Consider the following 26,159-nt stretch of genomic DNA (forward strand, 5'->3'; position numbering starts at 1 on the left):
CGACCACTTCACCCGTCTGGACCCGATCAAAGCCAAAAACAACGCGATCAAAAAGCTCAACAACCTCGGCTTCAATGTCACCATCACCCCGGTCACCGCAGCCTGACGAACCCTACTTTCGTATTAGGCAGCCGGGAACAGACCGGGGCTAGCAGGCCGGGCCGGGCGTCCGGTTGGCTTGCCCGGGCCTCTCCGGCCACTGGCCGCGGACGCGCAGCACGTCGCGGAGCAGGTCCGCCCGGTCCGTGACGATGCCGTCCACCCCCAGCTGGAGGAGCCGGTGCATCTCGCCGGCATCGTTGATGGTCCACACATGTACCACCAGGTCCAGGTCATGTGCCCGCCGGATGAAGCCGGCGGTGACTACAGGCACCCGCCCATAGCGGACGGGCACTTGCAGCGCATGCACGTCCCGGAGCACCCGGCGCATGAGCCACCGGAACACCGGGCGTGGAAGCGCAGGCCCCAACAAGGTGAAGAGGGCGTTCGAAGCCACTCCGGCGGACGAAGCCACAGGCCGGCTGAGCAGTTTCAGCACCGCGCGCCGCCGGCGGTCCGAAAAGCTGGTCACCAGGACGCGGTGGTGCACCTGGTGCCGCTCGACCGCGGCAGCGGTGCTGCGGACCGAACCCCAGTCCTTTATGTCGAGATTCAGCCGCGCTTCGGGAAGCTGGGTGACCAGTTCGTCGAACGTGGGGATGGGCTCGCGGCCGTTGATCCGCGCCTTGGCCACGTCCGCGGCCGGAAGTTCCGCCACCCGGCCCCTGCCGTCGGTGACCCGGTCCAGCGTTTCGTCGTGGAAGAGCAGCAGCACGCCGTCCGCCGTGGTGTGCACATCCGTTTCGAGGTAGCGGAAGCCGAGGTCGACGCCGGCGCGGAACGCGGCCATGGAGTTTTCCAGGCCCTCAGCCGAGAATCCGCGGTGCGCCATGGCGATGGGAAGCTGCCGCCCGGCGTCGTCAGGGTGCTCAAAGAAAGGCAGGATCACACTGCGAGCCTACCGCCCCACCCGCGCCCGGAACCGCCGTCAGTCCAGGCAGGCGGTCTCTCCGCAGGGAAGGATGTCCACGCCGTCGCCGCAGTGCAGCAGGGTCCGCCCGCGGCCGGCGTCCAGGTGGACCCACACCGCGGTGTGGTCCGCCGTGACCGTGTCCACCACGCCGCCCGCCTCGAAACCGGGCGCGAACAGGACCCGGACCCGGTCACCCTGGCGCAGCTGCTTCCAGTGCGGAGCGGGCGTTGCTTTGCGCTGCGGCGCATCGGCCGCGTGCTGCCTGACGTTTCGTGCCATGGTTGCCCCCTTCGAGCCGGCGGGAGGGCGCCTGCCCTCCACGCTTCACGCTACGGAGGGAAGGTAAACGCCAGGTGAGCGCAAGCTGTGAAAATGGGGGTGCCGGGTCCGGGGTGGCCCGGGCGTCAGGAAAACTGGACGCCCAAGGCAGCGAGCCGGGCCTCCAAAACCTGGGCCACGCCGTCGTCGTCAAAATGCGGCGCTTGCTGCCCGGCCGCGCGGATGGCTTCCGGATGACCGCTGGCCATCGCGTACCCGTGACCGGCCCAGCGGAGCATCTCGATGTCGTTGGGCATGTCACCGAAGGCCACTACGTCTGCGGCGTCGATGCCCAGCGCGCCTGCGTATTCAGCAAGCGTGACGGCCTTGTTCACGCCGGGAAGCGACAGTTCCAGCATGGCAACGCCCGGAGAGGAGTGGGTGGTGGCGGCCAGGTGTTCGACGGCGGGCGCCACCTCGGCGAGGAAGTCGTCCGGGGTGCCGTCGCGGACAATGGCGAGGAACTTGACCACGGAGTCATCGTCCGTGAGTGTTTGCTTGAGCGGCGCCGGGGTGAATTCGGCGAGCAGTTCGCTGGACTCGTTTTCTATGAAGCCGGGTTCCAGGTGGAATCCGGTAAGCGTTTCCGCGGCGAACAGCGCAGCCGGGCGGAGAGTTTTGATGATGCGCCGGGCTTCCAGGACGGTCTCGATGGCCAGCGTGCGGGCGGAGACCAGGCGGTCCGCCTCGAGGTCCCAGACCACGGCACCATTGGAGCAGATCACGCGGCCGGTGTGGCCCAGCTGTTCCTCCAGCGGGTGCAGCCAGCGGGGCGGGCGGCCGGTCACAAACACCAGTTCGACGCCGGCATCCCGGCAGGCGTGGAAGGCACGGATGGTGCGGTCACTGATTTTTCCGTCGTGTCCGAGGATCGTTCCGTCAATATCGCTTGCTACCAACCGCATCCTGCAAGTCTACGTGGGCGGTTGGCTCCCGTGCGCCGATTCCACGGACAGGAGCCGTGCGTAAGCTCGGCGGCATCCCGTCCAGCTCCCTCGAGTTGGGCTATCTACGGTGCCGGGACGAGCCGGAAGGCATAGCGGCTCTTGACCCCGTTACTTGGGGCCATGGTGAAGTCTGCCCCCTTGGTCCGCAACTCCACCGGGGCCCTAAAGACGTCGCCGTTGCAAGGGACGCTCGCCGGAGCCAAAACTTCTGCCCCCGCCGGGCTGGACACTGAAAACTCAGCCTCAGGCGCTCCTTCACAGAGGAACCGCACTTCGTAGCTGCCCGGATCGGCCGATATTCCCTGGCCAATGGCGGAACTTGAGCCTGCGTATCCGCCCAACTCACCCGGCAGCCAGGGTTGCAGCTGTTGGGCTGCCCACTGCGACAAGTCCTCCAACTCCGAAGCGCGCGGATCAGTGTTCGGCTGGAGCAGCACACCGGCGGCGGCGGGCTTATCGACGGGCGCAACGGCGCTGACGGTGATCGGGCCGCCCGTGTGCCGGATGAACCGCTCCAGGACGGAGTCGCACGTGTAGGGAACTGTCAGCGGCGGTTTTTCGCCTTGAACAATGGACACCTTAACGCCATGAACGCCCGCACATGCGCCCTTGACCACGTAGTCACCGGGAGCGAGAACAATCGAAAGTTCCCCTGACGGTTCCTCGTCGGTCGGCAAGCCGGGTTCATCCGCAGACGCCTGGAGCAGGCGTGCCACCTGCCCGGCGTTTTCCTCGAAGGATGGCTTTTGCCCGCTGCCGGGCTGGGCATGGGATTTGGTTACGGTGTCCGCTGGACCGGCGTACTCACATCCGGCCAGCGGAACGGCCAGCACACCTGCAACGAACCAACATCTTGCTAAACGCATCCGCATCGCTTCCCCCAGAGCTCGCTTTGACCCGAGTCTAGTCCCCGGCCCTGCAACTTATCCGGCGTCAGAGAGTGCCCGTTGTCAGCCCTCGGGTCTACACTGAAACTATCGAACATATTTTCGAATAAAGGTGTGTTGTGGGCGTTATTGTCGGTCCCCGCGTGATAGACGCGGGCGCCTCGTTGTTCTCGGTGCTGATTTCGCCGGTGGCGGTGGCGGCGGGCTTTCCATCCCCGGCACAGGACTACTTCGACGGCCGGATCGACCTGAACGCGCACCTGATCAAGGACATCACCAGCACCTTCGTGGTCCGGGTGACGGGGGATTCCATGGAGGGTGCCGGCATCAGCGACGGGGACGAACTGATTGTCAACCGTGCCCTTGAGCCCAGGGACGGGTCCGTGGTGATCGCCGTCCTGGACGGCGAACTGACGGTCAAGCGCCTGCGCATCACCCGCACTGGCGTGGTGCTGCAGGCGGAGAACCGCAAATACCCGGACATCCACGTGCCGGCACTTTCCGAGCTGACCATCTGGGGCGTCGCTACCAGGTGCCTGCACCATGTCTGAGCTGCCCGTCCCTGGGGAACAGCATGGCTAAACCAGTCCACATGCGGCAGATGCCGCAGATCGCGCACGTGGACGTCAACTGCTTCTACGCCTCCGCCGAGCGCGCCTTCGACCCCTCCCTGGAAGGGCGCCCCCTGGTGGTGCTGTCCAACAATGACGGCTGCGCCGTGACCCGCTCCCCGGAGGCGAAGGCACTGGGCATCGCCACCGGCGAACCGTGGTTCAAACTCGCACCCCGGGCCAAGGAGTGGGGCCTGGTGGCAAAATCCAGCAACTATGAGCTGTACGGCGACATCAGTTCCCGCGTGATGGAACTGCTGGGCAGGTACTCCGCCTGGCTGGAGGTCTACAGCATCGACGAGGCCTTTCTGGGCGTCAAGGGCGCCCCGGATGAGCTGCTGGCCCTTGGCCGGAGGATGAAAGAGGCAGTCCGGCGGCATGTGGGGGTTCCCGTGTGCGTTGGCATCGCCCCCACCAAAACCCTGGCAAAACTCTGCAATAAATGGGCCAAGAACAATCCCGCCTTTGGCGGAGTCTGCCTGTGGGAGTCCGTTCCGGCTGACGTGCGGGAGGGTTTGATGGCCCGGCTGCCTGTCGATGAGATCTGGGGCATTGCCGGACGGCTGACAAAGCGGCTCAATGTGCTGGGAATCTTCACTGTCCAGGACCTTGTCAGGGCGGATCCGGTAATGATCAGGGATAAGTTCTCGGTGGTGCTGATGCGCACGGTCCTGGAACTGCGGGGCACCCCCTGCATTCCCATGGAAGAAGAGCGCATCGGCCGCGACCAGCTGATCTTTTCCCGCTCTTTCGCCACCCCTGTGACCACCGCCGCCGGACTTCGGGAGGTGCTCAGCATCTACGGGCAGCAGGCGAGCGCCAGGCTCTCAAATCACGGGCTGCAGGCAAAGGTCCTGACGGCGTTTGCTGCCACGTCCCCCTTCCGGGACCACGAACAGGCGTACCCATCGGTATGCGTCCCGCTGCCAATGCCTACGGCGGATCCGCTGCTGCTCACCAGGGCGGCGCACGCGCTGCTGCCCAGCATCCGGGACGGACTCAAATACGCCAAGGCGGGCCTGATGCTCACCGACCTGCGGCCCACGGGAAACCAGCCGCCCCTGGAGCCTTTCGAGAACCGGCATGAGGAACGCGGCATCGGGCCGCTGCTTGAGGATGTGAGCCGCCGCTTCGGGCGGGGCACCATCGGGCTGGGGCACGCGGGCATCAAGTCCGGGCTGGACTGGACCATGAAACGGGACATGCGCTCGCCCCGCTATACAACGCACTGGGACGAGCTTCCTTTGGTCAAGGCGGCGTGAGGGGTCTCGCCGCCCTGAGGGGTTCACGGCGGCGTGACGGTTCAAGGCGGCCTGGGCCGCCGGTTCCCGCCGCCGGACGCTGGGCCGGCGGCGGGGACGCGGGGTTGCTAGACGCGGGACCTGCCACGGACGAAGTGGAAGATCAGGACCACCACTGCGACAACCAACAGGATGTGGATCAGGCCGCCGCCAATGTTCGCGAGCAATCCGAGAAGCCAGAGAACGGCGATGATGATGGCAATCCAAAGCAACATGAGAGTCTCCTTGATTAGTTTTACAAAATCCCCATGCCGTGCACGTACCCACCAATGCAGCACGCGAATCACGGCCCGCACCTGCTGATGGGCATTCAAGGCCGCCGTTGCGTCCCGGGTGCGAACAGCCCCCTCCGCCGGACCTCCGAACAGAGTCCCCGCACGACGATTTTTGACGCCGCACTACGCCGCGTTGAGCGTTCGCGTCGCCGCGTGAACGCCCGCTACGGGATTGATTGTGGGGCCGCCGGGCGCTCCGTAATCTCGTCTCAGCATCCGCCCCAGCAAAGGATTTCCCCATGGCAAACCAGCAGGACAAGAGTCCGGAAGACCAGCACGGCTCCACCCGCATCGTCGCCGGGCAGCCAGCCAAGCCCACACGCCCGGTTGGCCTGAAGATCGGAATCGCCGCAGCCGTCCTGGCCCTCATCGGTGGGGGCGCCGCCGTCGCGTCCGCCGTGAACAGCGGGACACCGGCAGCCTCGCAGGAGGCTGCCCCGTCAGGCAACCCCGCGGCCGAACTGAAGCTCGGCTACTTTGGAAACGTCACGCATGCCCCGGCCCTCGTGGGCGTCAGCAAAGGCTTCATCCAGGACGAACTCGGCAGCACCAAGCTCAGCACCCAGGTGTTCAACGCCGGCCCCGCGGCAATCGAAGCCCTGAACGCAGGGGCCATCGACGCCACCTACATCGGGCCGAACCCGGCCATCAACTCCTTCGTGAAGAGCCAGGGCCAGTCAATCAACATCATCGCCGGCGCCGCAGCAGGCGGGGCGCAGCTGGTGGTCAAGCCGGAAATCACCTCCGCCGCCGACCTCAGGGGCAGGACGCTCGCCTCCCCGCAGCTGGGCGGCACCCAGGACGTGGCCTTGCGCGCCTGGCTCTCCGCCCACGGGTACAAGACCAGCGTGGACGGCAGTGGTGACGTGGCCATCAACCCCACGGAGAATGCCCAGACCCTCAAGCTGTTCCAGGACGGAAAGCTCGACGGCGCGTGGTTGCCTGAGCCGTGGGCGTCACGCCTGGTGCTGAATGCCGGCGCGAAGGTGCTGGTGGATGAAAAGGACCTTTGGGACGGTTCGCTGTCCGGCAAGCCGGGCGAGTTCCCCACCACCATCCTGATCGTGAACCAGAAGTTCGCGGCAGACCACCCGGACACCGTCAAGGCACTCCTGAAGGGCCACGCGAAGTCGGTCGAATGGCTAAACAGCGCTCCAGCCGGCGACAAGGCCACCGTCATCAATGCAGCCCTCAAGGAAGCAGCCGGCGCCGAACTGAAGGCGGATGTCATCGACCGCTCCCTGAAGAACATCGTCTTCACCGTCGACCCGCTGGCTGGAACCTACCAGAAGCTCCTCGCTGACGGCGTCACCGCGGGCACCACCAAGCAGGCCGACATCAACGGCATCTTCGACCTGCGCGCCCTCAACAGCGTCTCGAACGGAAAGACCTCCGCCGCAGGACTCGGCAAGGAGTAAAGCCTCATCGATTGCTCCGTAAATGCCCTTTTGACCTCTCATAACGGCATCTACGGAGCAATCGATGTGGCCGCCGGCCCTCTTCGGCCCCGGAGCGGCATGCATCCGGCGCGGCCGCCTTTCTTGCTTAAATCCTGCGCCTTTCCCGCGGCAAGGCCGGGCAGCACGCCCCTAGGCTGGGAGGGTTGACCGGCGGCGGGCGGCAGGAATCAGGGGGTGCCGGTGCACGGCTTCGGGAATGACGATAATTCTCATCGGGACATGCCTGGCGGGTTCGCCCCGCCAAACGTCCGGCGCTCCCCCAGTGGACGTATCCCGCAATGGGCCATCGATGAAGCGTACGGCAGGGCAGAGGCTCCTTCGCCCTGGCGCGGTGCTGAAGCCCCTCACCGGCGCCGGAAAAAGTTCCGGAGCAGGGCGGGAAGACAAGGGTCCCGGTCGAAGCGGACCACCCCGTCGCGGACAGTCCAGTTGCGGACCGTCCTTGGGATCGCCCTGGTGGTCTGCCTGTACTTCACGCCGACGCTCTTCGACCGTGTGGTTCTTCCCGCCGCAGCCCCCTACCTGCCCGGGGCGAAAATGCCGCCGCCCGGGTATGAGGCAGCCTCGGCACCCCTGGGCACACCACCCGCCAGCACGGGCTCCACCGCCTTTGTGCTGCAGGAGTCGCCGAAAGAGGGCCAGCGGCTGGTCGCGTACGATCCGTGCCGCCCGGTCCATTACGTTGTCCGGCCGGACAATGCGCTGCCGGGTGGCGATGTCCTGGTCCGGGAAGCAGTGGCAGCAGTCTCCCAGGCCTCCGGCCTGCAGTTTGTCTATGACGGACCCACCACGGAAGCGCCGTCGGATGACCGGTCTGCCTTCCAGCCGGACCGCTACGGAAAGCGGTGGGTACCGGTACTCATCGCCTGGTCAACGCCCGTGGAAACGCCGGGCCTTGCAGGGAATGTTGCCGGCCTTGGCGGGAGCGGTTATGTGGAGGCGGCCGGGCAGCCGCTGGTCCTCGAAGCCGGCCAGGTGCGCCTTGATGCCCCGGACCTTGCCGGCATCATCGCCGGCCGCCCGGACGGCGCGGCGGAGGTGCGCGCCATCATCATGCACGAACTCGGACACGTGCTGGGCCTGGACCACGTCAATGATCCGACGCAACTGATGTATGCGGAAAACATGGGCGTCAGGAACTTCGCTGCGGGTGACCTCGCCGGGCTGGCCATGCTGGGCAGCGGGCCCTGCGTCCCGCAACTCTAGGACCAGGCGGACATAAGCGCGGCGAATAGCTGATATCGAAAAGCTCGTCTTCCCCAAATATATGAAGTACTTCACAGTGGATACCAGGACCTGCACCGACCGACCCGCAGCCAGTAACCAGAAGGACTTCACCGTGGAAACTCCCCTCTCCCATCTTGCCCACCTCGAGATCACCAGCCCGGACGTCGAAGCCTCGGCCCGGTTCTACGAGGACAAGTTCGGCATGCGAATCATCGACCGCGCGGACGGCAACGTCTACCTCCGCTGCTGGGGCGACTACTACCGCTACAGCCTGGTCATCACCGAAGGCCCCGAAGCCTCCCTGGGCCGGATGGCGTGGCGCACCAACTCGCAGGAAGCTCTCGAAGCCGCGGCACAGCGCATCGAAGCGACCGGCGTGCAGGGCTCCTGGAGCGCCGGCGGCCACGGCTTTGGCAAGGCCTACGAGTTCATCGGCCCCTATGGCCACCACATGCGCCTCTTCTACGAGGTGGACAAGTTCGTGGCCGGGCCGGGCTTCGAGTCCACCTACCCGGACCGCCCGGAGCGCCGCAGCAGCCACGCCGCCGCACCCCGTTTCCTGGACCACGTCACTGTGGCCTGCTCCGACGTGCGCGGCTTCGCCAAGTGGTACAACGAGGCCCTCGGATTCCGCGTCATGGCCTTCGTGGACCTGGACGAAGCCCCCATCACGGTCTTCTCCGTCCTCACCACCAATGAAAAGTCCCACGACCTGGGCGTGGTGGCTGACACCTCCGGCCGCCCGGGCCGCGTCAACCACATCGCCTTCTGGGTGGACACCACCGAGGACCTGCTCCGCACCGCGGACGTCATGATGGAACACGGCACCCCGATGGAGTACGGCCCCTCCATCCACGGCGTGGGCGAGCAGAATTTCCTGTACTTCCGTGAGCCGTCAGGGCTGCGCGTCGAGCTGAACTCCGGCGGCTACCGCAACTATGTCCCGGACTGGGAGGCCAACACCTGGAAGCCGTCCGAAGGTTCGAACAACTTCTACAAGAACGGCGCCATGCCGCATTCCATGACCGAGTCCTTCCCGCCGGCCGAAGGCTTCACCGCCACCGAGGAAGGCGCCTCCCCCGAAATGAAGGAAGCCCTCCTGAACCCCTACGCCAAGCACGGCCGGGGCTAACGCGCCATGTCTGAAGCAACCTATTCGCTCATCCGGTTCCAGGAAGCCGGGGACAGCAAGGCCCGGGCAGGCCTGCTGGTCAATAACCGTGTCCTGCCGCTGGACGGGGAGATCAACTCCCTGATCGAGCATTGGGACGCCACCGAAAGCCAGCTGGACTCCCTGGCCGCCTCCGCGGGTGAGGACACCGGCCTGGCGCTGGCCGACGTCGAGGTCCTTGCCCCAGTGGAACCGGCCCAGATCCTGCAGACCGGCGCGAACTACCGCAAGCACGTCATCGACCTGGCCGTCGCGCACCGCGAACCTGGGGAGGACGCCGAGGAGGTGCGCGCCACGACGGCGGCCATGATGGATAGGCGCGCGGGCCAGGGCACGCCGTACTTCTTCATCGGACTTCCGACGGCGGTCGCGTCCGCTACCGATGACCTCACCCTCCCGTCCTACTCGAAGTCCCACGACTGGGAGCTGGAACTGGCGGCCGTGATCGGGAAGACGGCCTTCCGGGTCACCCCCGAAGAAGCGCTGGACCATGTCTTTGGCTACACCATGGTCAACGACATCACCACCCGCGAGTACGTCTTCCGCAAGGACATGCCGGCCATCGGCTCGGACTGGTACCGCGCCAAGAACGCTCCCGGGTTCCTGCCCACCGGCCCGCTGCTGGTGCCCGACAAGTTCTTCGGCGACCCCCAGGACGTCCAGGTGACGCTCAGGCTCAACGGGAAGGCCATGCAGGACGAATCCACGTCCGACATGATCTTCGGCGTGGCCAAGCTGGTCAGCGAAGCCTCCCAGATCATGCCGCTGCGCCCGGGGGACCTGGTCCTGACGGGCAGCCCGGCCGGCAACGGCCAGCACTGGGGCCGGCTCCTCCAGGACGGCGACGTCATGGAGGGCACCATCACCGGACTGGGCACCCAGCTCATCCACTGCAAAGACGAAACTCCCACCGAAAGCAGCAAGCCGTGACCACCCAGGACACAGCAACCGGCACCGGGGAATCAACCGATTCCCCGGTTGTCCGGCGTGAAGACCCGCTCGGCAGCATCCGCGCCATGGCAGTGGCCCACAACAACTGGGGCCGCTGGGGCCACGATGACGTCCTGGGCACCCTGAACTTCATCGACACCGGCAAGCGGATCGAAGCAGCGGCCCTGGTGAAGACCGGCGAGGCGTTCTCGCTGTCCCAGCCGTTCGACACCAACGGACCACAAAAAGGCTGGCGCCGCCGCACGAATCCCGTCCACACCATGACGGACACCGGAGTGGACGCCGAGCGCGGCAACCAGGGCTTCCCGCACGGCTTCGGCGGCGCGGACGACGTCATCGCCATGCCGCTGCAGTGCTCCACCCAGTGGGACGGCCTGGGCCACATCTTCGACCAGGGCAAGGCCTGGAACGGCCGCGCCGCGGGAGATGTGGTCACCTCGGAAGGCGACCTGGTGACCGGGATCGAGACTGCGGCAGCCAAGATCGCCACCCGGGGTGTGCTGCTCGACGTGGGCCGCGCGCTGGGTCCTGACCTGGGACGGGACGACGGCGAGCTGCCGGACGGTTTTGCTATCACCCCGGAACACCTCCAGCGGACCATCGGGCTCCAAGGCCCCAGTTCCGAAGTGCGCCGGGGCGACATCGTGGTGATCCGTACCGGGCAGTACTCCCGGGTACGCCGTGACGGCTGGGGCGACTACGCCGGCGGGTCCGCCCCCGGCCTGTCGTTCAGCACCGCGCCGTGGCTGCACAAGAGTGAGATCGCCGGAATCGCCACCGACACCTGGGGCTTCGAGGTCCGCCCAAATGAATTCGACGGCGCGTTCCAGCCGCTGCACCAGATCGCCATCCCCAACCTGGGCCTGTTCCTGGGCGAGATGTGGGACCCGGACGGGCTGGCGGAAGCGTGCGCGGCGGACGGCAGGTACGACTTCCTGCTCACCGCCGCGCCCCTGCCCATCACCGGGGCCGTCGGTTCGCCGGTCAACCCGATCGCACTCCGGTAACTTTTCCAAACAACCACCAGCAGTAACGCCGTCACACCAAAGGAGTCAGCGATGGCAGCAGTACAGAACGTCGGAATCGTCGGTGCGGGAGCCGCGGGGCTGGCAGCCGCCATCCTCCTGGCCGACGCCGGCATCCAGGTGGAAGTCCTGGAGAAGACGGACGCACCCCAGACCCTCGGCTCCGGGATCACCCTCCAGGGGAACGCCCTGCGGGTCCTCCGCCAACTCGGCGTCTGGGAGCAGGTCGAGGCGAAAGGCTACGGCTTCAGCACCCTGGGCCTGCGCGCCCCGGACCCGGCAGGCACCGTCATCGCGGTCCTTGAGGACATCCGCACCGGCGGCGACGACCTCCCGGCCACGATGGGCATGTACCGTCCGGACCTGACGGCCATCCTTCGGGAACGGGCTGAGCGGGCGGGCGCCCGGATCAGCTACGGGAAGACAGTCACGGGGATAGCGGACGACGGCGGGTCCGTCACCGTCAGCACCGCCGACGGCGGCACCGCGGCCTATGACCTCCTGGTTGGCGCCGACGGCCTGCACTCCGCGGTCCGCAAGGCCATCGGCATCGACGTCGAGCCCAAGTCCACCGGTATGGGCATCTGGCGTGCCTTTGTGCCGCGGCCGAAAGAGGTTGTCCGCACGGACCTGACCTACGGCGGCCCCTGCTTCATCGCCGGGTACTGCCCCACCGGCCCGGACACCATCTACGCCTACCTGGTGGAAAAGGCACAGGAACGCAAACACGGGGACGGCCCCCGCATCATGGCTGAACTCGCCGCAGCCTACGGCGGCCCCTGGAACGAAATCCGCGCGAACCTGGACCAGAGTGCCCGCATCAACTACACGTGGTTCACCACCCACCTCGTCGATGGTCCGTGGAACCGAGGCCGCACCGTCATCATTGGCGATGCCGCGCACAGCTGCCCGCCCACGGTGGCGCAGGGTGCGGCTATGGCGCTGGAGGACGCCGCCGTCCTGGCCGAACTGCTGATCAACGCCGACCACGTGACCGAAACCCTGTTCAAGGAGTTCACCGACCGCCGGCTGGAACGGGCCAAGGCAGTGGTCAACGCCTCCGTCCAGCTGGGCCAGTGGATGCTCGACGGCGTCCGTGACGCCGACGTGCCGGGCCTGATGCACGGCCTCTCCGTGATGCTGAAGGAGCCGGCATGAGCACCGGCTCCGGTGGGTCCCCCACGGTGGACGTCCACGCCCACATCCTGCTTCCGGCCCTCCAGCAACTGGTGGCAGAAGCCGACCCCGAGGGCTTCGGCGCGCAGCAGGCCCTGGAGGTGCGGCGCAACGGACCTGAGTCGATGGCGGCTTCGGGCAGGATGATCAAGGAACGCTGGCCGCAGCTGACGGACCTGGACCGCCGACTGGCCGATATGGACGCCCAGGGTGTGGACGTCCAGCTGGTCTCGCCGTCACCGTCGCACTTTTACTACTTCGCGGGGGAGGAACTGGCGCTGGAGCTGGCAAAGCAGGCCAACCAGGCAGTCCGTGACTTCGTGGACCGGGCCCCGGAGCGGCTCAACGGGCTGGGCCTGGTCCCGCTCCAGCACCCCGGCCTGATGGTCGAAGCCCTGGACCACGCCGTGCTGGAATGCGGCCTGCTGGGCGTCGAGATCGGCTCCTTCGCCGCCACCCCCGCGGACCCGGAGCGCAGCACGGTTGAGCTCTCGGACCCCCGGCTGGAGGCCTTCTGGTCACGGGCGGAGGAGCTGGGCGCGCTGGTGTTCCTGCACCCGTTCGGCTGCTCCCTCGATGAGCGGCTGGACCGGTTCTACCTGGCCAACACCGTCTCCCAGCCCGCCGAAAACGCCGTGGCCCTGTCCCACCTGGTCTTCAGCGGCGTCCTGGACCGCCACCCTGGCCTCAAGGTCCTGGCTGCGCACGGCGGCGGCTACCTTCCCACCACCCTGGGCCGGTCCGACCACGCCTGGCGCGTCCGGCCCGAGGCACATGGGTGCGCCGAGCCGCCGTCGTCCTACCTGAAGAGGCTCTACTTCGACTCGCTGGTGCACAGCGCGGCCGAGCTGCGGGCGCTTGTGGCCGCGGCCGGCCCCGAGCAGGTACTGCTCGGCTCGGACTACCCGTTCGACATGGGCTCGGACCAGCCCGTGGCGGAGGTCGTTGAGGCACAGCTCCCCGGGGACCACCGGGCCAGCGTGCTGGCCGGAAACGCCGCAACACTGGGCATAACGCCCGCTTCGGTCCGCACCGCCAGCCACCCAGCCTAAGGAACAGATTCATGGTCAAGATCGCCCGTTGGAACCACGACGGCGGGACGCAGTCCGGCTTTGTTGACGGCGGCACCTGCCACGCCCTCCCCCAGGGCCAGGACGTGCAGGCGCTGCTCGACGCCGGACTGGAAAGGGCGCTGGATATTGCCCGGCACACCATTGGATACGGTCCTGCCGTTCCTTTGGCGGACGTGCAGCTGATTGCCCCGCTGGCGCCTGCCACCATCCGCGACTTCGTGGCGTTTGAAGAGCACGTCGAGGGTGTGCGGAAGAGCATCGACGGCGTGGCCGGCGTGGCAGCGGAATGGTATGAGGCACCCACGTTCTACTTCACCAACCCGCACACGGTGACCGGGACCGGTGCGGTCATCGGAATTCCCGCCGGCTGCACGGACCTGGACTTCGAAACGGAAGTCGCCGCCGTCGTCGGCCATGTGCCGGGCAGTGACGGCAGCAACCTGTCCGCCGGGGAGGCCCACCGGCACATCTTCGGCTACACCATCCTCAACGACTGGTCCGCGAGGGACCTGCAGCGCCGGGAAATGAAGGTCAGCCTGGGCCCATGCAAGGGCAAGGATTTCGCCAACACCCTGGGGCCTTGGATTGTCACCGCCGATGAGTTCGAGGACCGGCACGATGCCGAGGGGTTCCTGCCCATCTCCATGTCCGTGCACGTCAATGGCGAACAGATTGGCCAGGACCTGCTCTCCAACATGGGATGGCCATTCGCCGAGCTCGTGGCCTACGCCTCCCAGGACTCCGTGGTGCGCCCTGGAGACGTGTTGGGCTCAGGCACCTGCGGGAGCGGCTGCCTGGCCGAACTGTGGGGGCGCAACGGCGCCCAGACCCCGCCGCCGCTGAAAACCGGAGATACCGTCCGGATGACCGTGGAGGGCATCGGCACCATCGAAAACACCGTCGGTGACCGGCGCGAGGCCTCGACCAGGGTTGCCTCCCGGACACGCCCGCGGAACCGGACGGTCCAGCCGGCTCCGTCCGCGATCTAAGTGGTTTCCCTTCAGCTCGACGGCCGCACCGTGGTGGTCACCGGCGCGGCCCAGGGGCAGGGCGCAGCAGAAGCACGCCTGTTGGCGGAGGCTGGAGCGCGGGTTATCGCCACGGACCTGGCGCCTGACACACCGGCCGGACTGGCTGTGGCTGCACCGTCTTCCCGAGGGGAGCTGCTCTACCGGCAGCTGGACGTCAGCGATGCTTCCGCGTGGGCCGGACTTGCCGAGTGGGTCAGGTCCCAGGGGTGGCAGGTGGACGGGCTGGTCAACAATGCCGGCATCACGCAGCGCAGCCGCCTGTTGGATGCCTCGGTTGCTGACCTGCAGAAGGTTTACGAGGTGAACGTGGCCGGCAGCATGCTGGGCATCCAGGCGTTGGCTCCCCTGATGGGCAGCGGGGCAGCGGTTGTTAACGTCGGTTCCGTGGCGGGTCTCACGGCGCATTACCCGGTGGCCTACACCGCCAGCAAATGGGCCCTCCGGGGGCTCTCGCAAGTGGCAGCCATGGAGCTGGGCCCCCGGGGCATCCGGGTGAACACCGTCCACCCGGGCTTCATCGAGACGCCCATGACGGCCGGCGCCAAGCCGGACTTCCGGCAGGCCAGCGTGGCCGAAACCCCGCTCGGCCGCACGGGATGCGTGGAGGAAGTGGCCGCCGTCGTGCTCTTCCTGCTCAGCCCGCTCTCCTCCTTTGTGACCGGCGCGGAGATCCCCGTGGACGGGGGCCAGTCAGCGCACGGCGGGGCCAAGTCCATCTCCGACGCGCTGCGCTGACTCCCCCTCCAGGCAGGGAAGGTCAGCCGGGCAGCACTGCCGACCACCCGCCGTCGACCATCAGGTTGGCCCCCGTGACGTAGGAGGCTTCATCGGAGGCCAGGAACAGCGCGCACCTGGCCACTTCCTCGGGTGCGCCGATCCGCCCCAGCGGGATGCTGCCGGCGATGGTCCGCCTGGGGTGGCCGGCAGCGAGGAGGTTGCCATCGGTGGCAGCGGTGCGGATCATTCCGGGGCTGACGGCGTTCACGCGCAGCCCGTGCCGCGCCCCTTCGGCAGCAAGCTGTTTGGTCATGGCCACCACTGCGCCCTTGGTGGCGGTGTGTGCCAGCCGGCCATTGGTCATGGACCCGGTGACGCCTGCGGTGGAGCCCACCAGGACGATGGCGCCGTTCCCCGCCTGGACCAGCTGCGGCCAGAAATACTTCACCGGCAGGAACACCACGTCCATTTCGTGCTCAACGTTCCACTTCCAGTCGGCATACGTGAGCTCCTCGACAGGGGCGAACCGGGTGACGGCGGCGTTGGCGTACAGGATGTGGACCTGGCCGTGCTGCGCGGCGACGCCTGAAGCCCATGCCGCCACCGCTGCCTCATCGGTCAGATCCACCCGTGCACTGCTCATCCGTCCCCCGGCCCCGGTGACCGTCCGGACCGTGGCCGCGGCGCCGTCGTCGTCCATGTCGCAGCCCACCACGTACGCTCCTGCCTCGGCGAAGGCCAGCGCGGCGGCCCTCCCCTGGCCGCTGGCCGTTCCGGTGATGACGGCGGTCTTGCCGGCCAGGCGCTGGGTGGAAACGGGCATGGGGGTTCCTTCCGGGAGGGTCTTTCCCTAAGACTTTTGCAGGGAAGGTCCGTGCCGGGAACGGCGTTCCGGGTCTAGGTGGTATCCGCCCCGCGGATAGTCAAGGGATGCGTGCTGGCCGGAAACAGCTCTTCCAGCCGGGAGCAGGACCGCTGAACCACCGAGCGCAGCCAGACGCTCGCGGGGTCCTCGGCCTGTGACGGGTGCCAGTACATGGCTTCCACCAGGGATGCCTCCGCGTCGTCGTCAAGCCGGAGGACGGCGATGTTGGCTCCCCGCTGGGCCCTGGCCGCCAGCATCCCGGGCACCAGGGCCACCAGGTCGGTCCCTTCCACCAGCAGCGGGAGGGACAGGAACCCTGCCACCACCGCGGCCACCCGGCGCTGGATGCCACGGGCCTCGAACAACCTGTCCGCCGGAGTGCTGATCCCCTCGCCAAAGTAGCCGACGGCGTGCGGCACCGTGGCGAGGTCGTCGAGAGTCAGTCTGGGCTGCTGCAGCAGCAGGTTGCCGGCGTCGACGACCGCCACGAAGCTGTCCCGGAACACCTGCTTGCTCAGGCCCTGCATCCGGTACCCGGTAGGTCCCACGAGCAGGTCGATCTTTGCATAGTCCGCCAGCTGGCCCTGGAAGCCTGTGGTGGGAACGAAATCGACGGACACACCCGGGGCCTCATCCTGAAGGATCCCGCGCAGCGGACCCACAATCAGCGCTGCTGCGTAGTCGGATGCCGCGATGACGAACTCACGCTCACTGGTGGCAGCGTCAAAGCCGGACCGGATCCGGGTGGCGCGCTGGATGTGCAGCATCGCCTCGTCCACCAGGGGCACCAGGGACTGCGCGAAGGGCGTGAGGTCGTAGGTGCGGCCGTTGCGGACCAGGAGCTCGTCGTCGAAGTGGCGCCTCAGCCTGGCCATCGCGGCACTAGTGGCAGGCTGGCTCAACTGCAGCCGCTCCGCGGCCCTGGTGATGTTCCGCAGCTCCAGCAGGACCTGCAGGTGGGGCAGCAGGTTCAGGTCCAGGTTCTTCATACCCACAGGTTATCCGTGCCCCGCCGGTGCGGCGGCGCCGGCTGGCACGCCGCCGCACGGTGGGCGCCGCTGGTTTACGAGAGCTCCTTGGCGATCTTCCGTGCCCCGCGGACGGCGATGGCCACGCTCATCAGGGTGGGGTTCATGGCGGTGGCCGTCGGGATGAGCGCGTTTCCGCCCACCACCAGGTTCTCGTAGCCCCACACCCGTGACCATGGATCAGCCACCGAGCTCCCGTCGTCGGCCTCCCCCATCCGCATGGTGCCCTGGTAATGCAGGCTGGAGCCGTTGGGCATGAGCCGGGGCTCCGCCACGAATACCCCCAGCGCCTTGCCGGCACGCCGGAGCCGCTCGGTGGCCTCCGCGATTTCCTTTTCCTCCCGCTCGGTGAGGGCGTACTCGATGGTCATGTTCGGGAAGCCGCGGTAGTCTTGTTCGTCCTCATCGAAGGTGACCGCGTCCTCGTAGCGGGGATGCTTGCGCATGCCGTAGCCCATGTTGACGTACCCCCACCGGTTGTCGGAGTAGGGCGTACCAGGCTCCATGGGGAAGGGTGTCGACTCGGAGTACATCACCTGGACGGAGAAGGGGTGCTCCGGCTCGGAGAACGGGATACGGTTCACGGCCGCCACCGGGTCCGCCGGGTTCTGGGCACGCCGGGCCAGTTCCGCGTCGAGGTCCTCCTCAGTGGCGAACTGCTTCATCTTGTCGGCGTCCAGGGCAACAGTGGAGATCACCACCGGGTGTTCAGTCAGGTAGTGGCCCAGCGCCTTGGGCCTGACGCCGGAGGCCCACAGGAGCTGCGGGGAGCGGAAGGCGTCCGCCGCCACCACCACCACGTCGGCGGGTACGAATGACTCATCGCCCGTGCGCAGGTCGTGGACGGTGACGCCGGTGACGCGGTGCCCGTCCAGTTCCACGCGGCGCACCAGGGTCAGGTCGCGGAGTTCGAACCGTTGGGAGAGCGGGCTGGTTTTATCCGCCAGGGGCCCGAGGACGACGTCGGCCCCTGCCCAGCGCACGGACCCGTCCGGCTGCGGGTCCCCGGCCACCGGGAGCGTGCCCACGCCGTAGCCTTCGGGCAGTTCCGCCCCGAACTCCCCGTCCAGCAGGCGGCGGATGGCTTCCCCGACCTTGGAATCCGCGAACGCGGCGCTGTGGACGTGCAGCAGCCCCTTGGCTTCCTCGATCAGGCTGTCCCACTCGTCATCCCCGATGAAGGCCACCTTTTCGCTGAAAGCGGGGGACGGCGTCGCGCAGGTCCAGTGGGCACCCTGGCCGCCCACGTTGGTGGCGGCAGCCGCGGCCGGGAAGGATGGTGCGTGGGCGGAGCCAACTCCGCCGAAGTCCAGTAGGTGAGTGCCTTGGCGTGCGGTGAACATGCCCTCGGTGACGGTTGCGGCGGGGATGCCGAGTGACTCCCGGTACGCGCCGGCCTGGGGGCCCTGGGACATCTCCCGGGCCCGCGCCTTTTCGGCCGGGTCCGGGATGTTCCGGACGCTCTCCCCGGGCACGGCGGTCAGCTGGGGTCCGGCTTCAAACATGATCACGCGAGCGTTCGGGGCCTGCTCCAGCAGCACACGGGCGTAGGTGGATCCGATGGGGCCGCTGCCGACAACGGCAATGGTGGGATTGGACATGATGTCTCCTTTGAGATCAGGCCGGAAGGGTTTCGGAAGGCGTGCGGGTTGCGGGGACAGGTTCGTCGGAGAGGCGCCCGTGCGGGAGCAGGACAGCCGCCACAATCCCCAGGGCGTAGGCGGCGGCCAGCGCGATGAAGATGGGGGTGAAGACGGTGCCGTAGATCTGCGCGACGCTGGCCTGGACTGCCGCGGACGCCCCGTGCACCTGGTGCGGCGTCAGCGTTGACGCGTCCAGCCCCGCCGGCAGGAGGGCGGCGACACCTGAGCCGACCACACCGCCGATGACCGCCGTCGCCACTGTCGATCCCACCTGCCGCACCAGGTTGATGGTGGCCGTGATGGTGCCGGTCTGGCTGGCCGGCGCGGCTCCTTGGACGACGGCGACGATCAGGCTCATGAACGCGCCAGTGCCCATGCCCACACCCGCCATCACCATCATGGGTGCCCAGAGCGGAAGGCCCGCGGGCAGCAGCGCCATGACCAGCAGGCCGGCCGCTCCCAGGATGGTGCCAACGATGGGAAAGATCCGGTACCGCCCGGTGCGGCTTGCCAGCCATCCGGTCAGCAGGTTGCTGGCAAGCATCCCGAAGACGGTGGCGATGGGGACCAGGCCGGACACCGTAGCGGTGGTCCGGTACGCCATTTGGAAGTACGTGGGCAGGTAGGCGGTGATGGAGAAGAGTCCGACGCCGATGATCGCCGAGAGCGCCGTGCCGGCGGCGATGGTGCGGTTGGCGAAGAAGTACAGCGGAATGATGGGCTCAGGAGCACGCCGTTCGATCAGGAAGAAAGCGATGAAACCGGCGACACTGACCGCCAGCGCGGTCAGGGCCGTCGCCCCGCCGCTCTGGTCAGCGGCCCAGGAGGCGGCCAGCACCAGGGCTACCAGTGCGGTGGTGAAGACGGCGGCGCCGGCGATGTCAAAGCTCCGGGGCGCCGGCCCTGGTTCCAGGCGGGGAACGGCAACCAGCGCGAAGGCAAAGGCGGCCGCGCCCACAGGGATGTTGATCCAAAAGACCCATTGCCAGCCCCAGTAATCAGTGATGGCACCGCCCAGGACGGGGCCAACCAGGATGGCGATAGGAAATGCTGCGCCGATGATGGCCATATGGCGGGGCCGTTCCCGCTGCGTGGTGACCCGCGCAATGATGGTCTGCGACATCAGCTGCAGGCCCGCTGAGCTCATGCCCTGCAGCACGCGGGCTGCAATCAGCCACGCGATGTCCGTGGCGAAACCGCAGGCAAGGGAAGCGGCAAGGAAGATCACCAGGGAGACCAGGAAGATCCGCCGGGCGCCGAGCACGTCGCCCAGCTTGCCGAGCACGGGGAGCAGGACGGTGCTGGCCAGGGTGTAGCCGACCACCACCCAGCTCATGAGCTGCAGCGCGCCCAGTTCGCCGGAAATGGTTGCCAGGGAAGTGGAAACCACGGTGTGGTCCAGCGCACCGAGGAAGGAAACGGTCAACAGCGAAGCGACCAGGAGACGGAGTTTTACGGGAGAGAGTGGCATAGTGGTCTGCCCGAACGATCGGGCCGTCGGCGCGACGTGGTGTGCCTCCGGCGCACCATCACGACGGAGAACGGGTCCGCGGGGAACCCCGGCGCCATTGATGAGCCTACCGCCACTTAAGTTGGAAAGCAACAAAAGATTGCTTGGTTTAGACACCTTGGTTCCGCGGCACCTGGAGGACTTCCCGGGCCAGCGCCTGGTCCGCCAGCAACTCCTCCAGATCCGCCGCAGGTTCCCCGGACCGCCAGGAATCAAGAGCGCGGCGCAGCGCAAGGCGGGCCGGGGACTCGTAGCGTTCAGCCGCCTTCAGGATCCCGTCCGCCGTGGAGGTTTCCACCCGGACTGACCCGGCAGGCTGGTCCACAACCACCTCCGTCCGCACGTCACCAAGGGCGAGCACCTGGAGGATGCCCCCGGGGCCACGTCCCCCGCCCAGGGCAGTTCCCGCAAGAGTTGCTGGAAGGCTTGCGCCCGCGGACTGCACGTCCATCAGTGCAATCAGGCCAAGCGAGGCGCCGCCGGCCGCCCGGAGCGCCAAAGGCCCCTCCCCGAGGGAGCGGACCCAACCGAAGCCATCGCTGACCACCGCTTCCAGTTCGGCCGCAGGCGCGGCGCATTCCACCGTGACGGCCCGGGCCTGGTGCCCACGCCTTGCCTGCACGGCGTCCGCGACGACGTCGGGGCGCAGGCGTGGACGGTCGACCACCACAGGGATGTCCCCGGGCCAGCATCCGGCGTCGGGATTTTCGCGTGGAAGCACCCTGGGATCGGCAATGAGTACCGCCGCCGCCCCCTGGTTCCGGGCGGCAAGCATGCCCTGCAACCAGTCGCCCGATCCAGGGACCACCACCACCGCGCCGTCAGGTTCCCCAGCGGGAATGAGAGCGGCCGAAAGCCCGGCAGCCGCACCCAGGTAGGACGGCAGGCGGGTGAAAACGCCGAGCCTGCGGCCGGTCGCCGTCATTGCCCTGCACCTTCCAGGATCCTGGCGGCAGCAGCGTTGGCGAGGTCCACGGCATAGTGCGAATCGGCCAGCACTTCGTCGTATTCCACGGGCACATCCCCCTCAAGGAGGGATGCCAGCAGGCGCCACTCCGCCACATACCCGTCCACGGGCTGGCGCCGATAAGAAGTCCACCGTCCGTCCACGCTGCGCACCCGGACAGCGGCGCTTCCGGCGCGCACGAAAGCCGGCGGAAAGTCCACCTCGATGCGGTCATGGGAGGTGGTGATGGCCATCCGCCAGAGGGCATCCGGCCCGTCCGGCAGCATGGTGAGTGCCAGCTGGACCAGCACGTCGCCGGCGCGGTATCCCACCAGGTATCCGATCGGCGGCACCAGCCGCGCGTAGACAACCTCGTCGATTCCGGGCGCAATGTCCCGCACCGCAGGCAGGTCATGGATGGCCAGGCCGGTCAGCAGTTGCCGCAGGACACCGGCCGAGACTGCGGGGTCCGGGACATCGGGAGCGTCGCGGCGGGCGGCCTGGAACGGACCACCCTCCGCCACGAGTTGGTGGTACCTGTCGTTGGGCGGAAGCGCCAACGTAACGGAAACTGCCTGCACCTTGCCTTCCAGTGCCACCAGCCGGTGCCTGGCACGCCCCCATGCGGCGTCGAAGAGGTGGTTCGTCCCCACCATCAGGATGGCACCGGCGGCCCGGCAGGCCTCGATCACCGCCTCGGCCTCCTGGCGGGTGGTAGCCAGCGGCTTCTCGCAAAAGATGGCGCGTTTTCCAGCGGCCACTGACGCCAGGATCTGACGGGAATGCTGGGCCGGCGGACTGCAGATGGCCACCACGTCCACGCGCTGGTCCTCGAGCAGGTCCTGCTCCCCTGTTGAGCAACGGGCACCGGTCCGTTCGGCCAGGGCCCGGGCGCGGCCGCTTCCGGAGTCGGCAATGTGCACCACCGTGAAGAGCTCCTGCAGCTGTCCCAGGACGGGCAGATGCAGCGCGGAAACGCCTGGGCCAGCCCCCAGGATCCCGATATTCCAGGGCATGGCAACCTCCTCTTTTGTTTTTATTATTCATAAGTATGGTCAATTTGCACCATTCTTATGGCAATGCGTACTTTAGTCGGCCTCCATGTGTGAGAATTGGTGCCATGACGACAGACTCCACCCTCCGCTTTGGGGCACAGACGGATGAAGTGACCAGCCTGCTGCGCATCGTCAACCTTGTGCGGACGGGGGAAGCCACCACCCGGCCGGAAATCGGCAAGGTCACCGGCCTGGGAAGAGGCGTCGTCAGCCAGCGCGTGGACCAGGCCATCTCGATCGGGTTCCTTGGGGATGGCGACTTCGGCGCCTCATCCGGGGGCCGCGCCCCGCGGACCCTGCGCTTCCGCTCCGAGCAGGGTCGCATCATCATCTGCGCCCTTGGAGCGGCACACATCAGGGTGGGCATCACCGCCCTCGACGGCGACGTGATAGACCATGCCCACCGCACGTGGGACATCGCCCAGGGGCCGGTAAAAACCATCAATGCCGTCATGTCCCTCGTTGACGACGTCCTCAGGAAACATCCGGAAGTACCTGTATGGGGAGTGGTGGTGGGCCTCCCGGGCCCCGTCGACTTCGCCACCGGGCAACCCGTAGCGCCGCCCATCATGCCCGGCTGGAACGGCTTCGATGTCCGCACGCCGTTCGAGGAGCGCTTCAACGCCCCCGTCTGGGTGGATAACGACTCCAACCTGCTGGCCCTCGGCGAGCGCGCCCGCCGACGCGACTCCCTGAAGGACCTCATCTACTGCAAGATCGGCTCTGGGGTGGGCGCGGGCCTCCTGTCGAAAGGCAGGATCCACCGTGGCGCCAACGGGGCAGCCGGGGATATCGGCCACGTCCGGGTATCCGACTCCGACGTGCCGTGCCGCTGCGGAAAAGTCGGCTGCCTGGAGGCGGTCGCCGGCGGCTGGGCGTTGGTGCGGGATGCCGAACAGGCCATCAAGGACGGCGTCGCCACATCCCTGGCAGGCCGGGCAAAGAAGGGTCCCCTCAACCTGGAGGACATTACCCTCGCGGCGCAGGCGGGCGACTCGCTGGCCATCGGGCTCATCCAGAAGTCAGCGCACGTTGCAGGCGAGACCATTTCCGCCCTGGTGAATATGTTCAATCCAGGCGTCATCGTCATCGGCGGCGCCATTGCCTCTGCGGGAGAGGTATTCCTTGCCGAGGTCCGCCAGCGCGTCTATGAACTGTCACTGCCCCTGGCCACACGGGACCTCACCATCACGCTGTCCGTGAACGATGAGCGGGAACCGCTGCGCGGCGGAGCGGAACTGGCCCGTGAGCAACTGTTCGACATCACCTTCCCCCGCTGGTTCGCCGACGGGCACCCCTCACCGGAACGTGAGGCAGTGCCGGCCTAGCCCCGCAAGGGCCGGCAGCAGGGGGCTCCGGTCAGGCCACGTCGCGCGAGGCACCAGGCAGCACCGCGTGGAGTGGGTCCAGCCGGGCTTCGACATGGAATGGCAGCACCAGCGGCCGGCCGGGAGCGGCCTGCAGGTAGGGCACCAAAAGCTGGAAATCAACGGCAATGAGATGGCTGCCGCCGGCGAGCCCGTGCCCGCAATGCACCACCAGCCGGTCCTGGACAAACCACCATCCGGCTTCCTCCTGCAGCGCAGCCGGCGGCACGCGCCGCGCCCCCAAAACCACCGCCAGCCCTCCTGGCGGAACAGTGCCGCCGTCGACCTCCACCGCCAGGCCAATAATGCTCGAAAGCGGCATGGAGCGGATCCAGGGCAGGCCGAGCCGCAACTCAAAGCCGCCCGCAACAGCAGCAAGGGCGTCAGGGCGAAATGCTGTTTCCATCATGGCTTCCATCCTTTATCCTGAATCTGACATAAGTTTGCCAGTAAGATACATAAATGGGAAGGCTCCTTATGGCTGCCAAGATACCCAGCAGTTGGACCCTCTGCGCCAGTTCGTTCAATTGGACCCCCGAAATCATCGCTGCCCGGCGCACTGCCGCCGACATTGTCACGGGGATCGCTGCCAGTACGGCTGGCACGGTGGAACTTGAGCCCGGCCTCGTGTGGCGCTCGTTCCCTGATCCCGAGCACGCCGAGGTGGACGCGCTGCGGGATGCCCTGGCTGGGGAGGGCGGGCGTATCAGCATCGTGGGTGCGAGCCTGGACGACTTCATGTCGCCCACCCGGCGCCGCACGCTGCAGGAGCGGCTGGACTTCCTGGTGCCGCAGCTGGTGGCGGCCCGCCGGGTGGGTGCCGGCGGGGTTCGGCTTCCCCTCGGGCAGGCCGGCCCGCAGCTCCTGGCACTGGTGCAGCCGCTTCTTCACGACCTGGATCTGGTGCTGTATGAGGAGGTCCAGGGCCAGCAGGCTCCGGACAGCCCAGCAGTTGCTCCGGCCCTGGAGGCGATCGCGGCGCTCGGAGATAGGCGCATCCGTGTCCTGGTGGACATCAGCATGCTGATGCCGGCACTTCCTGTCAGCTACCTCGAGGAACTGGGGAAGGGCGGCGTCGGTCCGGACCTTCTGAAGCGCCTGGCCGAAGAGTGGCGGGATCCGGCCACCGCCGGGGCAATACACGCACTGCTCCGGGCAGGCGGGGTACCGCCGCGAATCCACACCCTCTTTATGAACCTGCTCATCCGCTTTGGCCGGAGCGAAGCCGGCGATCTTCAGGGGATCCTGCCACTGGCGGGTGCCTTCCACCTGAAATTCTGGGACCTGGACGACGACGGCGGGCGGGTTTCGCAGCCGTTGCGGGATCTCGGGGGCCTCCTCAGCCGGAACGGGTTCACGGGCACACTGACCAGCGAGTGGGGTGGCCACGAATGGCTGGGTGATGACCCCACTGACATGACGCGGCGGCACTTGGCGCTGGCGGAGAATGCGTTGGCGGGCGGGTAGTCCGGCCAACCAGAGCTGCCGGACTGTTAACCAGAATTGCCGGCCTGGGATGTCCCGGGCCGGCAATTCCTGCGTGTTGCTGCTACTTGGTGCTGAAGGCGGCATCGAAGGCGGCCGCCGAGGGCTCGTATCCGGAGAGCCGGCGGACAAACTCCAGCGCTTCGGGAGCGCCGTCAAGGCGGTCCATGCCGGCGTCCTCCCACTCCACGGACAGGGGTCCGCGGTAGCCGATGGAGTTGAGCATCCGGAAGGCGTCCTCCCAGGGCACGTCACCGTGGCCGGTGGAGATGAAGTCCCAGCCCCGGCGCGGATCCGCCCACGGCAGGTGGGACGAGAGGCGCCCGTTGCGGCCGTTGGTGAGGCGCTTCTTCGTGTCCTTGCAGTGCACGTGGTAGATGCGGTCCTTGAAGTCCCACAGGAAGCCGACGGGGTCGATGTCCTGCCACACCATGTGGCTGGGGTCCCAGTTCAGCCCGAAGGCTTCCCGGTGCCCGATGGCTTCAAGCGTGCGCTGGGTTGTCCAGTAGTCGTAGGCGATCTCAGAGGGGTGGACTTCATGGGCGAACCGGACACCCACCTCGTCGAAGACGTCAAGGATCGGGTTCCAGCGGTCCGCGAAGTCCTGGTAGCCGGCGTCGACCATCTTTTCCGTTGCAGGCGGGAACATCGCGACGTACTTCCAGATGGACGAGCCCGTGAAGCCCGTCACCGTCTTCACCCCAAGCCTGGCCGCAAGCCGGGCGGTGTTCTTCAGTTCCTCGGCCGCACGGCGGCGGACGCCCTCAGGGTCGCCGTCACCCCACACCGCATCCGGAAGGATGCCGCGGTGCCGTTCGTCGATCGGATCGTCGCAGACTGCCTGGCCCTTGAGGTGGTTGGAGATGGTCCAGGCTTTGAGTCCGTTGCGCTCCAGGATGTCCAGCCTGCCCTGCACATAGGCGTCGTCATCCCAGCGCCACGGGTCAAGGTGGTCGCCCCAGCAGGCGATCTCGAGTCCGTCGTAGCCCCATTCTCCGGCCAGCCGGGCCACCTCCTCGAACGGCAGGTCGGCCCACTGGCCGGTGAACAGGGTGATTGGTCGTGCCACGTACATCTC

27 protein-coding genes are annotated in these 26,159 nt (G+C 67.3%); 13 read left to right on the forward strand and 14 right to left on the reverse strand.

Features of this window, described 5'->3' with window-relative positions:
• The 5 genes from ACWRN3_RS16135 to ACWRN3_RS16155 form a co-directional block, all read right to left on the reverse strand.
• Window positions 1-96, reverse strand: a 96-nt coding sequence (locus ACWRN3_RS16135) for a hypothetical protein (protein WP_476740339.1), incomplete at its 3' end; no start/stop codon positions are given.
• Window positions 97-148: 52 nt separating this feature from the next.
• Entirely contained in the window at window positions 149-988 is an 840-nt protein-coding gene (locus tag ACWRN3_RS16140) for a glycerophosphodiester phosphodiesterase family protein (RefSeq protein ID WP_476741287.1), read from the reverse strand.
• 39 nt (window positions 989-1,027) lie between these two features.
• On the reverse strand, window positions 1,028-1,291 hold the full coding sequence (locus ACWRN3_RS16145; protein WP_159634626.1) for a hypothetical protein: 264 nt from the start codon (window positions 1,289-1,291) through the stop codon (window positions 1,028-1,030).
• 125 nt (window positions 1,292-1,416) lie between these two features.
• Window positions 1,417-2,235, reverse strand: a complete 819-nt coding sequence (locus ACWRN3_RS16150; protein WP_324643753.1) for an HAD family hydrolase — start codon at window positions 2,233-2,235, stop codon at window positions 1,417-1,419.
• 104 nt (window positions 2,236-2,339) lie between these two features.
• Window positions 2,340-3,143 (reverse strand): hypothetical protein, encoded by an 804-nt coding sequence (locus ACWRN3_RS16155; RefSeq protein ID WP_476741288.1) that lies wholly within the window; start codon window positions 3,141-3,143, stop codon window positions 2,340-2,342.
• 140 nt (window positions 3,144-3,283) lie between these two features.
• Between ACWRN3_RS16155 and ACWRN3_RS16160 the strand changes: the two genes are divergently transcribed.
• Together ACWRN3_RS16160 and ACWRN3_RS16165 are read left to right on the forward strand one after the other, a co-directional pair.
• Window positions 3,284-3,715: a LexA family protein gene (locus ACWRN3_RS16160; RefSeq protein WP_255173984.1), complete on the forward strand. Its 432-nt coding sequence runs from the start codon at window positions 3,284-3,286 to the stop codon at window positions 3,713-3,715.
• Between the two features lie 23 nt (window positions 3,716-3,738).
• The gene (locus ACWRN3_RS16165; RefSeq protein WP_255173983.1) at window positions 3,739-5,037 is read left to right on the forward strand and encodes a Y-family DNA polymerase; all 1,299 of its coding nucleotides are present in this window, start codon (window positions 3,739-3,741) and stop codon (window positions 5,035-5,037) included.
• A 107-nt stretch (window positions 5,038-5,144) separates the two neighbouring features.
• On the opposite strand, the gene ACWRN3_RS16170 is transcribed toward ACWRN3_RS16165, so the two are convergent.
• Window positions 5,145-5,291: a lmo0937 family membrane protein gene (locus ACWRN3_RS16170; RefSeq protein ID WP_159634671.1), complete on the reverse strand. Its 147-nt coding sequence runs from the start codon at window positions 5,289-5,291 to the stop codon at window positions 5,145-5,147.
• A gap of 299 nt (window positions 5,292-5,590) precedes the next feature.
• On the opposite strand from ACWRN3_RS16170, the gene ACWRN3_RS16175 reads away from it, so the two are divergent.
• From ACWRN3_RS16175 to ACWRN3_RS16215, 9 genes are all read left to right on the forward strand, one after another.
• Complete coding sequence (locus ACWRN3_RS16175) at window positions 5,591-6,769, forward strand: ABC transporter substrate-binding protein (RefSeq protein WP_255173982.1); 1,179 nt, start codon at window positions 5,591-5,593, stop codon at window positions 6,767-6,769.
• A 471-nt stretch (window positions 6,770-7,240) separates the two neighbouring features.
• Window positions 7,241-8,017, forward strand: coding sequence for a matrixin family metalloprotease (locus tag ACWRN3_RS16180; protein ID WP_476741289.1), 777 nt, complete (start codon window positions 7,241-7,243; stop codon window positions 8,015-8,017).
• A 133-nt stretch (window positions 8,018-8,150) separates the two neighbouring features.
• Window positions 8,151-9,170 carry a VOC family protein gene (locus ACWRN3_RS16185; RefSeq protein ID WP_255173980.1) on the forward strand — a complete coding sequence of 340 codons (1,020 nt, stop codon included), beginning with the start codon at window positions 8,151-8,153 and terminating at the stop codon, window positions 9,168-9,170.
• A gap of 6 nt (window positions 9,171-9,176) precedes the next feature.
• Window positions 9,177-10,139 carry a fumarylacetoacetate hydrolase family protein gene (locus ACWRN3_RS16190; RefSeq protein ID WP_476741290.1) on the forward strand — a complete coding sequence of 321 codons (963 nt, stop codon included), beginning with the start codon at window positions 9,177-9,179 and terminating at the stop codon, window positions 10,137-10,139.
• The gene (locus ACWRN3_RS16195; RefSeq protein WP_255173979.1) at window positions 10,136-11,167 is read left to right on the forward strand and encodes a cyclase family protein; all 1,032 of its coding nucleotides are present in this window, start codon (window positions 10,136-10,138) and stop codon (window positions 11,165-11,167) included. The genes ACWRN3_RS16190 and ACWRN3_RS16195 overlap by 4 nt, the downstream gene beginning before the upstream one ends.
• Before the next feature lie 51 nt (window positions 11,168-11,218).
• The gene (locus ACWRN3_RS16200; protein WP_255173978.1) at window positions 11,219-12,343 is read left to right on the forward strand and encodes an FAD-dependent monooxygenase; all 1,125 of its coding nucleotides are present in this window, start codon (window positions 11,219-11,221) and stop codon (window positions 12,341-12,343) included.
• Entirely contained in the window at window positions 12,340-13,413 is a 1,074-nt protein-coding gene (locus ACWRN3_RS16205) for an amidohydrolase family protein (RefSeq protein WP_255173977.1), read from the forward strand. Before ACWRN3_RS16200 ends, ACWRN3_RS16205 begins: the two co-directional genes overlap by 4 nt.
• A gap of 11 nt (window positions 13,414-13,424) precedes the next feature.
• The gene (locus ACWRN3_RS16210; protein WP_324643744.1) at window positions 13,425-14,423 is read left to right on the forward strand and encodes a fumarylacetoacetate hydrolase family protein; all 999 of its coding nucleotides are present in this window, start codon (window positions 13,425-13,427) and stop codon (window positions 14,421-14,423) included.
• Window positions 14,424-15,200 carry an SDR family NAD(P)-dependent oxidoreductase gene (locus tag ACWRN3_RS16215; RefSeq protein ID WP_324643743.1) on the forward strand — a complete coding sequence of 259 codons (777 nt, stop codon included), beginning with the start codon at window positions 14,424-14,426 and terminating at the stop codon, window positions 15,198-15,200. It abuts the gene before it with no gap.
• Window positions 15,201-15,222: 22 nt separating this feature from the next.
• Here ACWRN3_RS16215 and ACWRN3_RS16220 read toward each other — a convergent pair whose 3' ends face one another.
• From ACWRN3_RS16220 to ACWRN3_RS16245, 6 genes are all read right to left on the reverse strand, one after another.
• Window positions 15,223-16,005 (reverse strand): SDR family NAD(P)-dependent oxidoreductase, encoded by a 783-nt coding sequence (locus tag ACWRN3_RS16220; RefSeq protein ID WP_476741291.1) that lies wholly within the window; start codon window positions 16,003-16,005, stop codon window positions 15,223-15,225.
• A 74-nt stretch (window positions 16,006-16,079) separates the two neighbouring features.
• Window positions 16,080-17,036: a LysR family transcriptional regulator gene (locus ACWRN3_RS16225; RefSeq protein ID WP_255173973.1), complete on the reverse strand. Its 957-nt coding sequence runs from the start codon at window positions 17,034-17,036 to the stop codon at window positions 16,080-16,082.
• Between the two features lie 74 nt (window positions 17,037-17,110).
• Window positions 17,111-18,676: a GMC oxidoreductase gene (locus tag ACWRN3_RS16230; RefSeq protein ID WP_324643742.1), complete on the reverse strand. Its 1,566-nt coding sequence runs from the start codon at window positions 18,674-18,676 to the stop codon at window positions 17,111-17,113.
• A gap of 16 nt (window positions 18,677-18,692) precedes the next feature.
• The gene (locus ACWRN3_RS16235) at window positions 18,693-20,189 is read right to left on the reverse strand and encodes an MFS transporter (RefSeq protein WP_476741292.1); all 1,497 of its coding nucleotides are present in this window, start codon (window positions 20,187-20,189) and stop codon (window positions 18,693-18,695) included.
• A gap of 148 nt (window positions 20,190-20,337) precedes the next feature.
• Window positions 20,338-21,153, reverse strand: coding sequence for a hypothetical protein (locus ACWRN3_RS16240; protein ID WP_476741293.1), 816 nt, complete (start codon window positions 21,151-21,153; stop codon window positions 20,338-20,340).
• Window positions 21,150-22,190: a Gfo/Idh/MocA family protein gene (locus ACWRN3_RS16245; RefSeq protein WP_476741294.1), complete on the reverse strand. Its 1,041-nt coding sequence runs from the start codon at window positions 22,188-22,190 to the stop codon at window positions 21,150-21,152. Before ACWRN3_RS16245 ends, ACWRN3_RS16240 begins: the two co-directional genes overlap by 4 nt.
• A gap of 104 nt (window positions 22,191-22,294) precedes the next feature.
• Between ACWRN3_RS16245 and ACWRN3_RS16250 the strand changes: the two genes are divergently transcribed.
• A complete protein-coding gene (locus ACWRN3_RS16250; protein ID WP_476741295.1) occupies window positions 22,295-23,557 on the forward strand; it encodes an ROK family protein in 1,263 nt (420 codons plus the stop codon).
• Window positions 23,558-23,588: 31 nt separating this feature from the next.
• On the opposite strand, the gene ACWRN3_RS16255 is transcribed toward ACWRN3_RS16250, so the two are convergent.
• Window positions 23,589-24,005 (reverse strand): C-glycoside deglycosidase beta subunit domain-containing protein, encoded by a 417-nt coding sequence (locus ACWRN3_RS16255; RefSeq protein ID WP_476741296.1) that lies wholly within the window; start codon window positions 24,003-24,005, stop codon window positions 23,589-23,591.
• A 53-nt stretch (window positions 24,006-24,058) separates the two neighbouring features.
• Between ACWRN3_RS16255 and ACWRN3_RS16260 the strand changes: the two genes are divergently transcribed.
• Entirely contained in the window at window positions 24,059-25,063 is a 1,005-nt protein-coding gene (locus ACWRN3_RS16260; protein ID WP_255173967.1) for an apurinic/apyrimidinic endonuclease family protein, read from the forward strand.
• Between the two features lie 82 nt (window positions 25,064-25,145).
• Here the strand turns inward: ACWRN3_RS16260 and ACWRN3_RS16265 are convergent, their stop codons facing one another.
• Window positions 25,146-26,150: a sugar phosphate isomerase/epimerase family protein gene (locus tag ACWRN3_RS16265; RefSeq protein WP_255173966.1), complete on the reverse strand. Its 1,005-nt coding sequence runs from the start codon at window positions 26,148-26,150 to the stop codon at window positions 25,146-25,148.
• Window positions 26,151-26,159 lie beyond the last annotated feature (9 nt).

It is taken from the genome of Pseudarthrobacter sp. rb (assembly GCF_056389225.1).

Coding starts and splice junctions, on each gene's coding strand:
- ACWRN3_RS16145 (WP_159634626.1), bottom strand. CDS start 1,291: ATGGCACGAAACGTCAGGCAGCACGCGGCCGATGCGCCGCAGCGCAAA.
- ACWRN3_RS16150 (WP_324643753.1), bottom strand. CDS start 2,235: ATGCGGTTGGTAGCAAGCGATATTGACGGAACGATCCTCGGACACGAC.
- ACWRN3_RS16155 (WP_476741288.1), bottom strand. CDS start 3,143: ATGCGTTTAGCAAGATGTTGGTTCGTTGCAGGTGTGCTGGCCGTTCCG.
- ACWRN3_RS16165 (WP_255173983.1), top strand. CDS start 3,739: ATGGCTAAACCAGTCCACATGCGGCAGATGCCGCAGATCGCGCACGTG.
- ACWRN3_RS16170 (WP_159634671.1), bottom strand. CDS start 5,291: ATGTTGCTTTGGATTGCCATCATCATCGCCGTTCTCTGGCTTCTCGGA.
- ACWRN3_RS16175 (WP_255173982.1), top strand. CDS start 5,591: ATGGCAAACCAGCAGGACAAGAGTCCGGAAGACCAGCACGGCTCCACC.
- ACWRN3_RS16190 (WP_476741290.1), top strand. CDS start 9,177: ATGTCTGAAGCAACCTATTCGCTCATCCGGTTCCAGGAAGCCGGGGAC.
- ACWRN3_RS16200 (WP_255173978.1), top strand. CDS start 11,219: ATGGCAGCAGTACAGAACGTCGGAATCGTCGGTGCGGGAGCCGCGGGG.
- ACWRN3_RS16205 (WP_255173977.1), top strand. CDS start 12,340: ATGAGCACCGGCTCCGGTGGGTCCCCCACGGTGGACGTCCACGCCCAC.
- ACWRN3_RS16210 (WP_324643744.1), top strand. CDS start 13,425: ATGGTCAAGATCGCCCGTTGGAACCACGACGGCGGGACGCAGTCCGGC.
- ACWRN3_RS16220 (WP_476741291.1), bottom strand. CDS start 16,005: ATGCCCGTTTCCACCCAGCGCCTGGCCGGCAAGACCGCCGTCATCACC.
- ACWRN3_RS16225 (WP_255173973.1), bottom strand. CDS start 17,036: ATGAAGAACCTGGACCTGAACCTGCTGCCCCACCTGCAGGTCCTGCTG.
- ACWRN3_RS16230 (WP_324643742.1), bottom strand. CDS start 18,676: ATGTCCAATCCCACCATTGCCGTTGTCGGCAGCGGCCCCATCGGATCC.
- ACWRN3_RS16235 (WP_476741292.1), bottom strand. CDS start 20,189: ATGCCACTCTCTCCCGTAAAACTCCGTCTCCTGGTCGCTTCGCTGTTG.
- ACWRN3_RS16240 (WP_476741293.1), bottom strand. CDS start 21,153: ATGACGGCGACCGGCCGCAGGCTCGGCGTTTTCACCCGCCTGCCGTCC.
- ACWRN3_RS16245 (WP_476741294.1), bottom strand. CDS start 22,190: ATGCCCTGGAATATCGGGATCCTGGGGGCTGGCCCAGGCGTTTCCGCG.
- ACWRN3_RS16250 (WP_476741295.1), top strand. CDS start 22,295: ATGACGACAGACTCCACCCTCCGCTTTGGGGCACAGACGGATGAAGTG.
- ACWRN3_RS16255 (WP_476741296.1), bottom strand. CDS start 24,005: ATGATGGAAACAGCATTTCGCCCTGACGCCCTTGCTGCTGTTGCGGGC.
- ACWRN3_RS16260 (WP_255173967.1), top strand. CDS start 24,059: ATGGGAAGGCTCCTTATGGCTGCCAAGATACCCAGCAGTTGGACCCTC.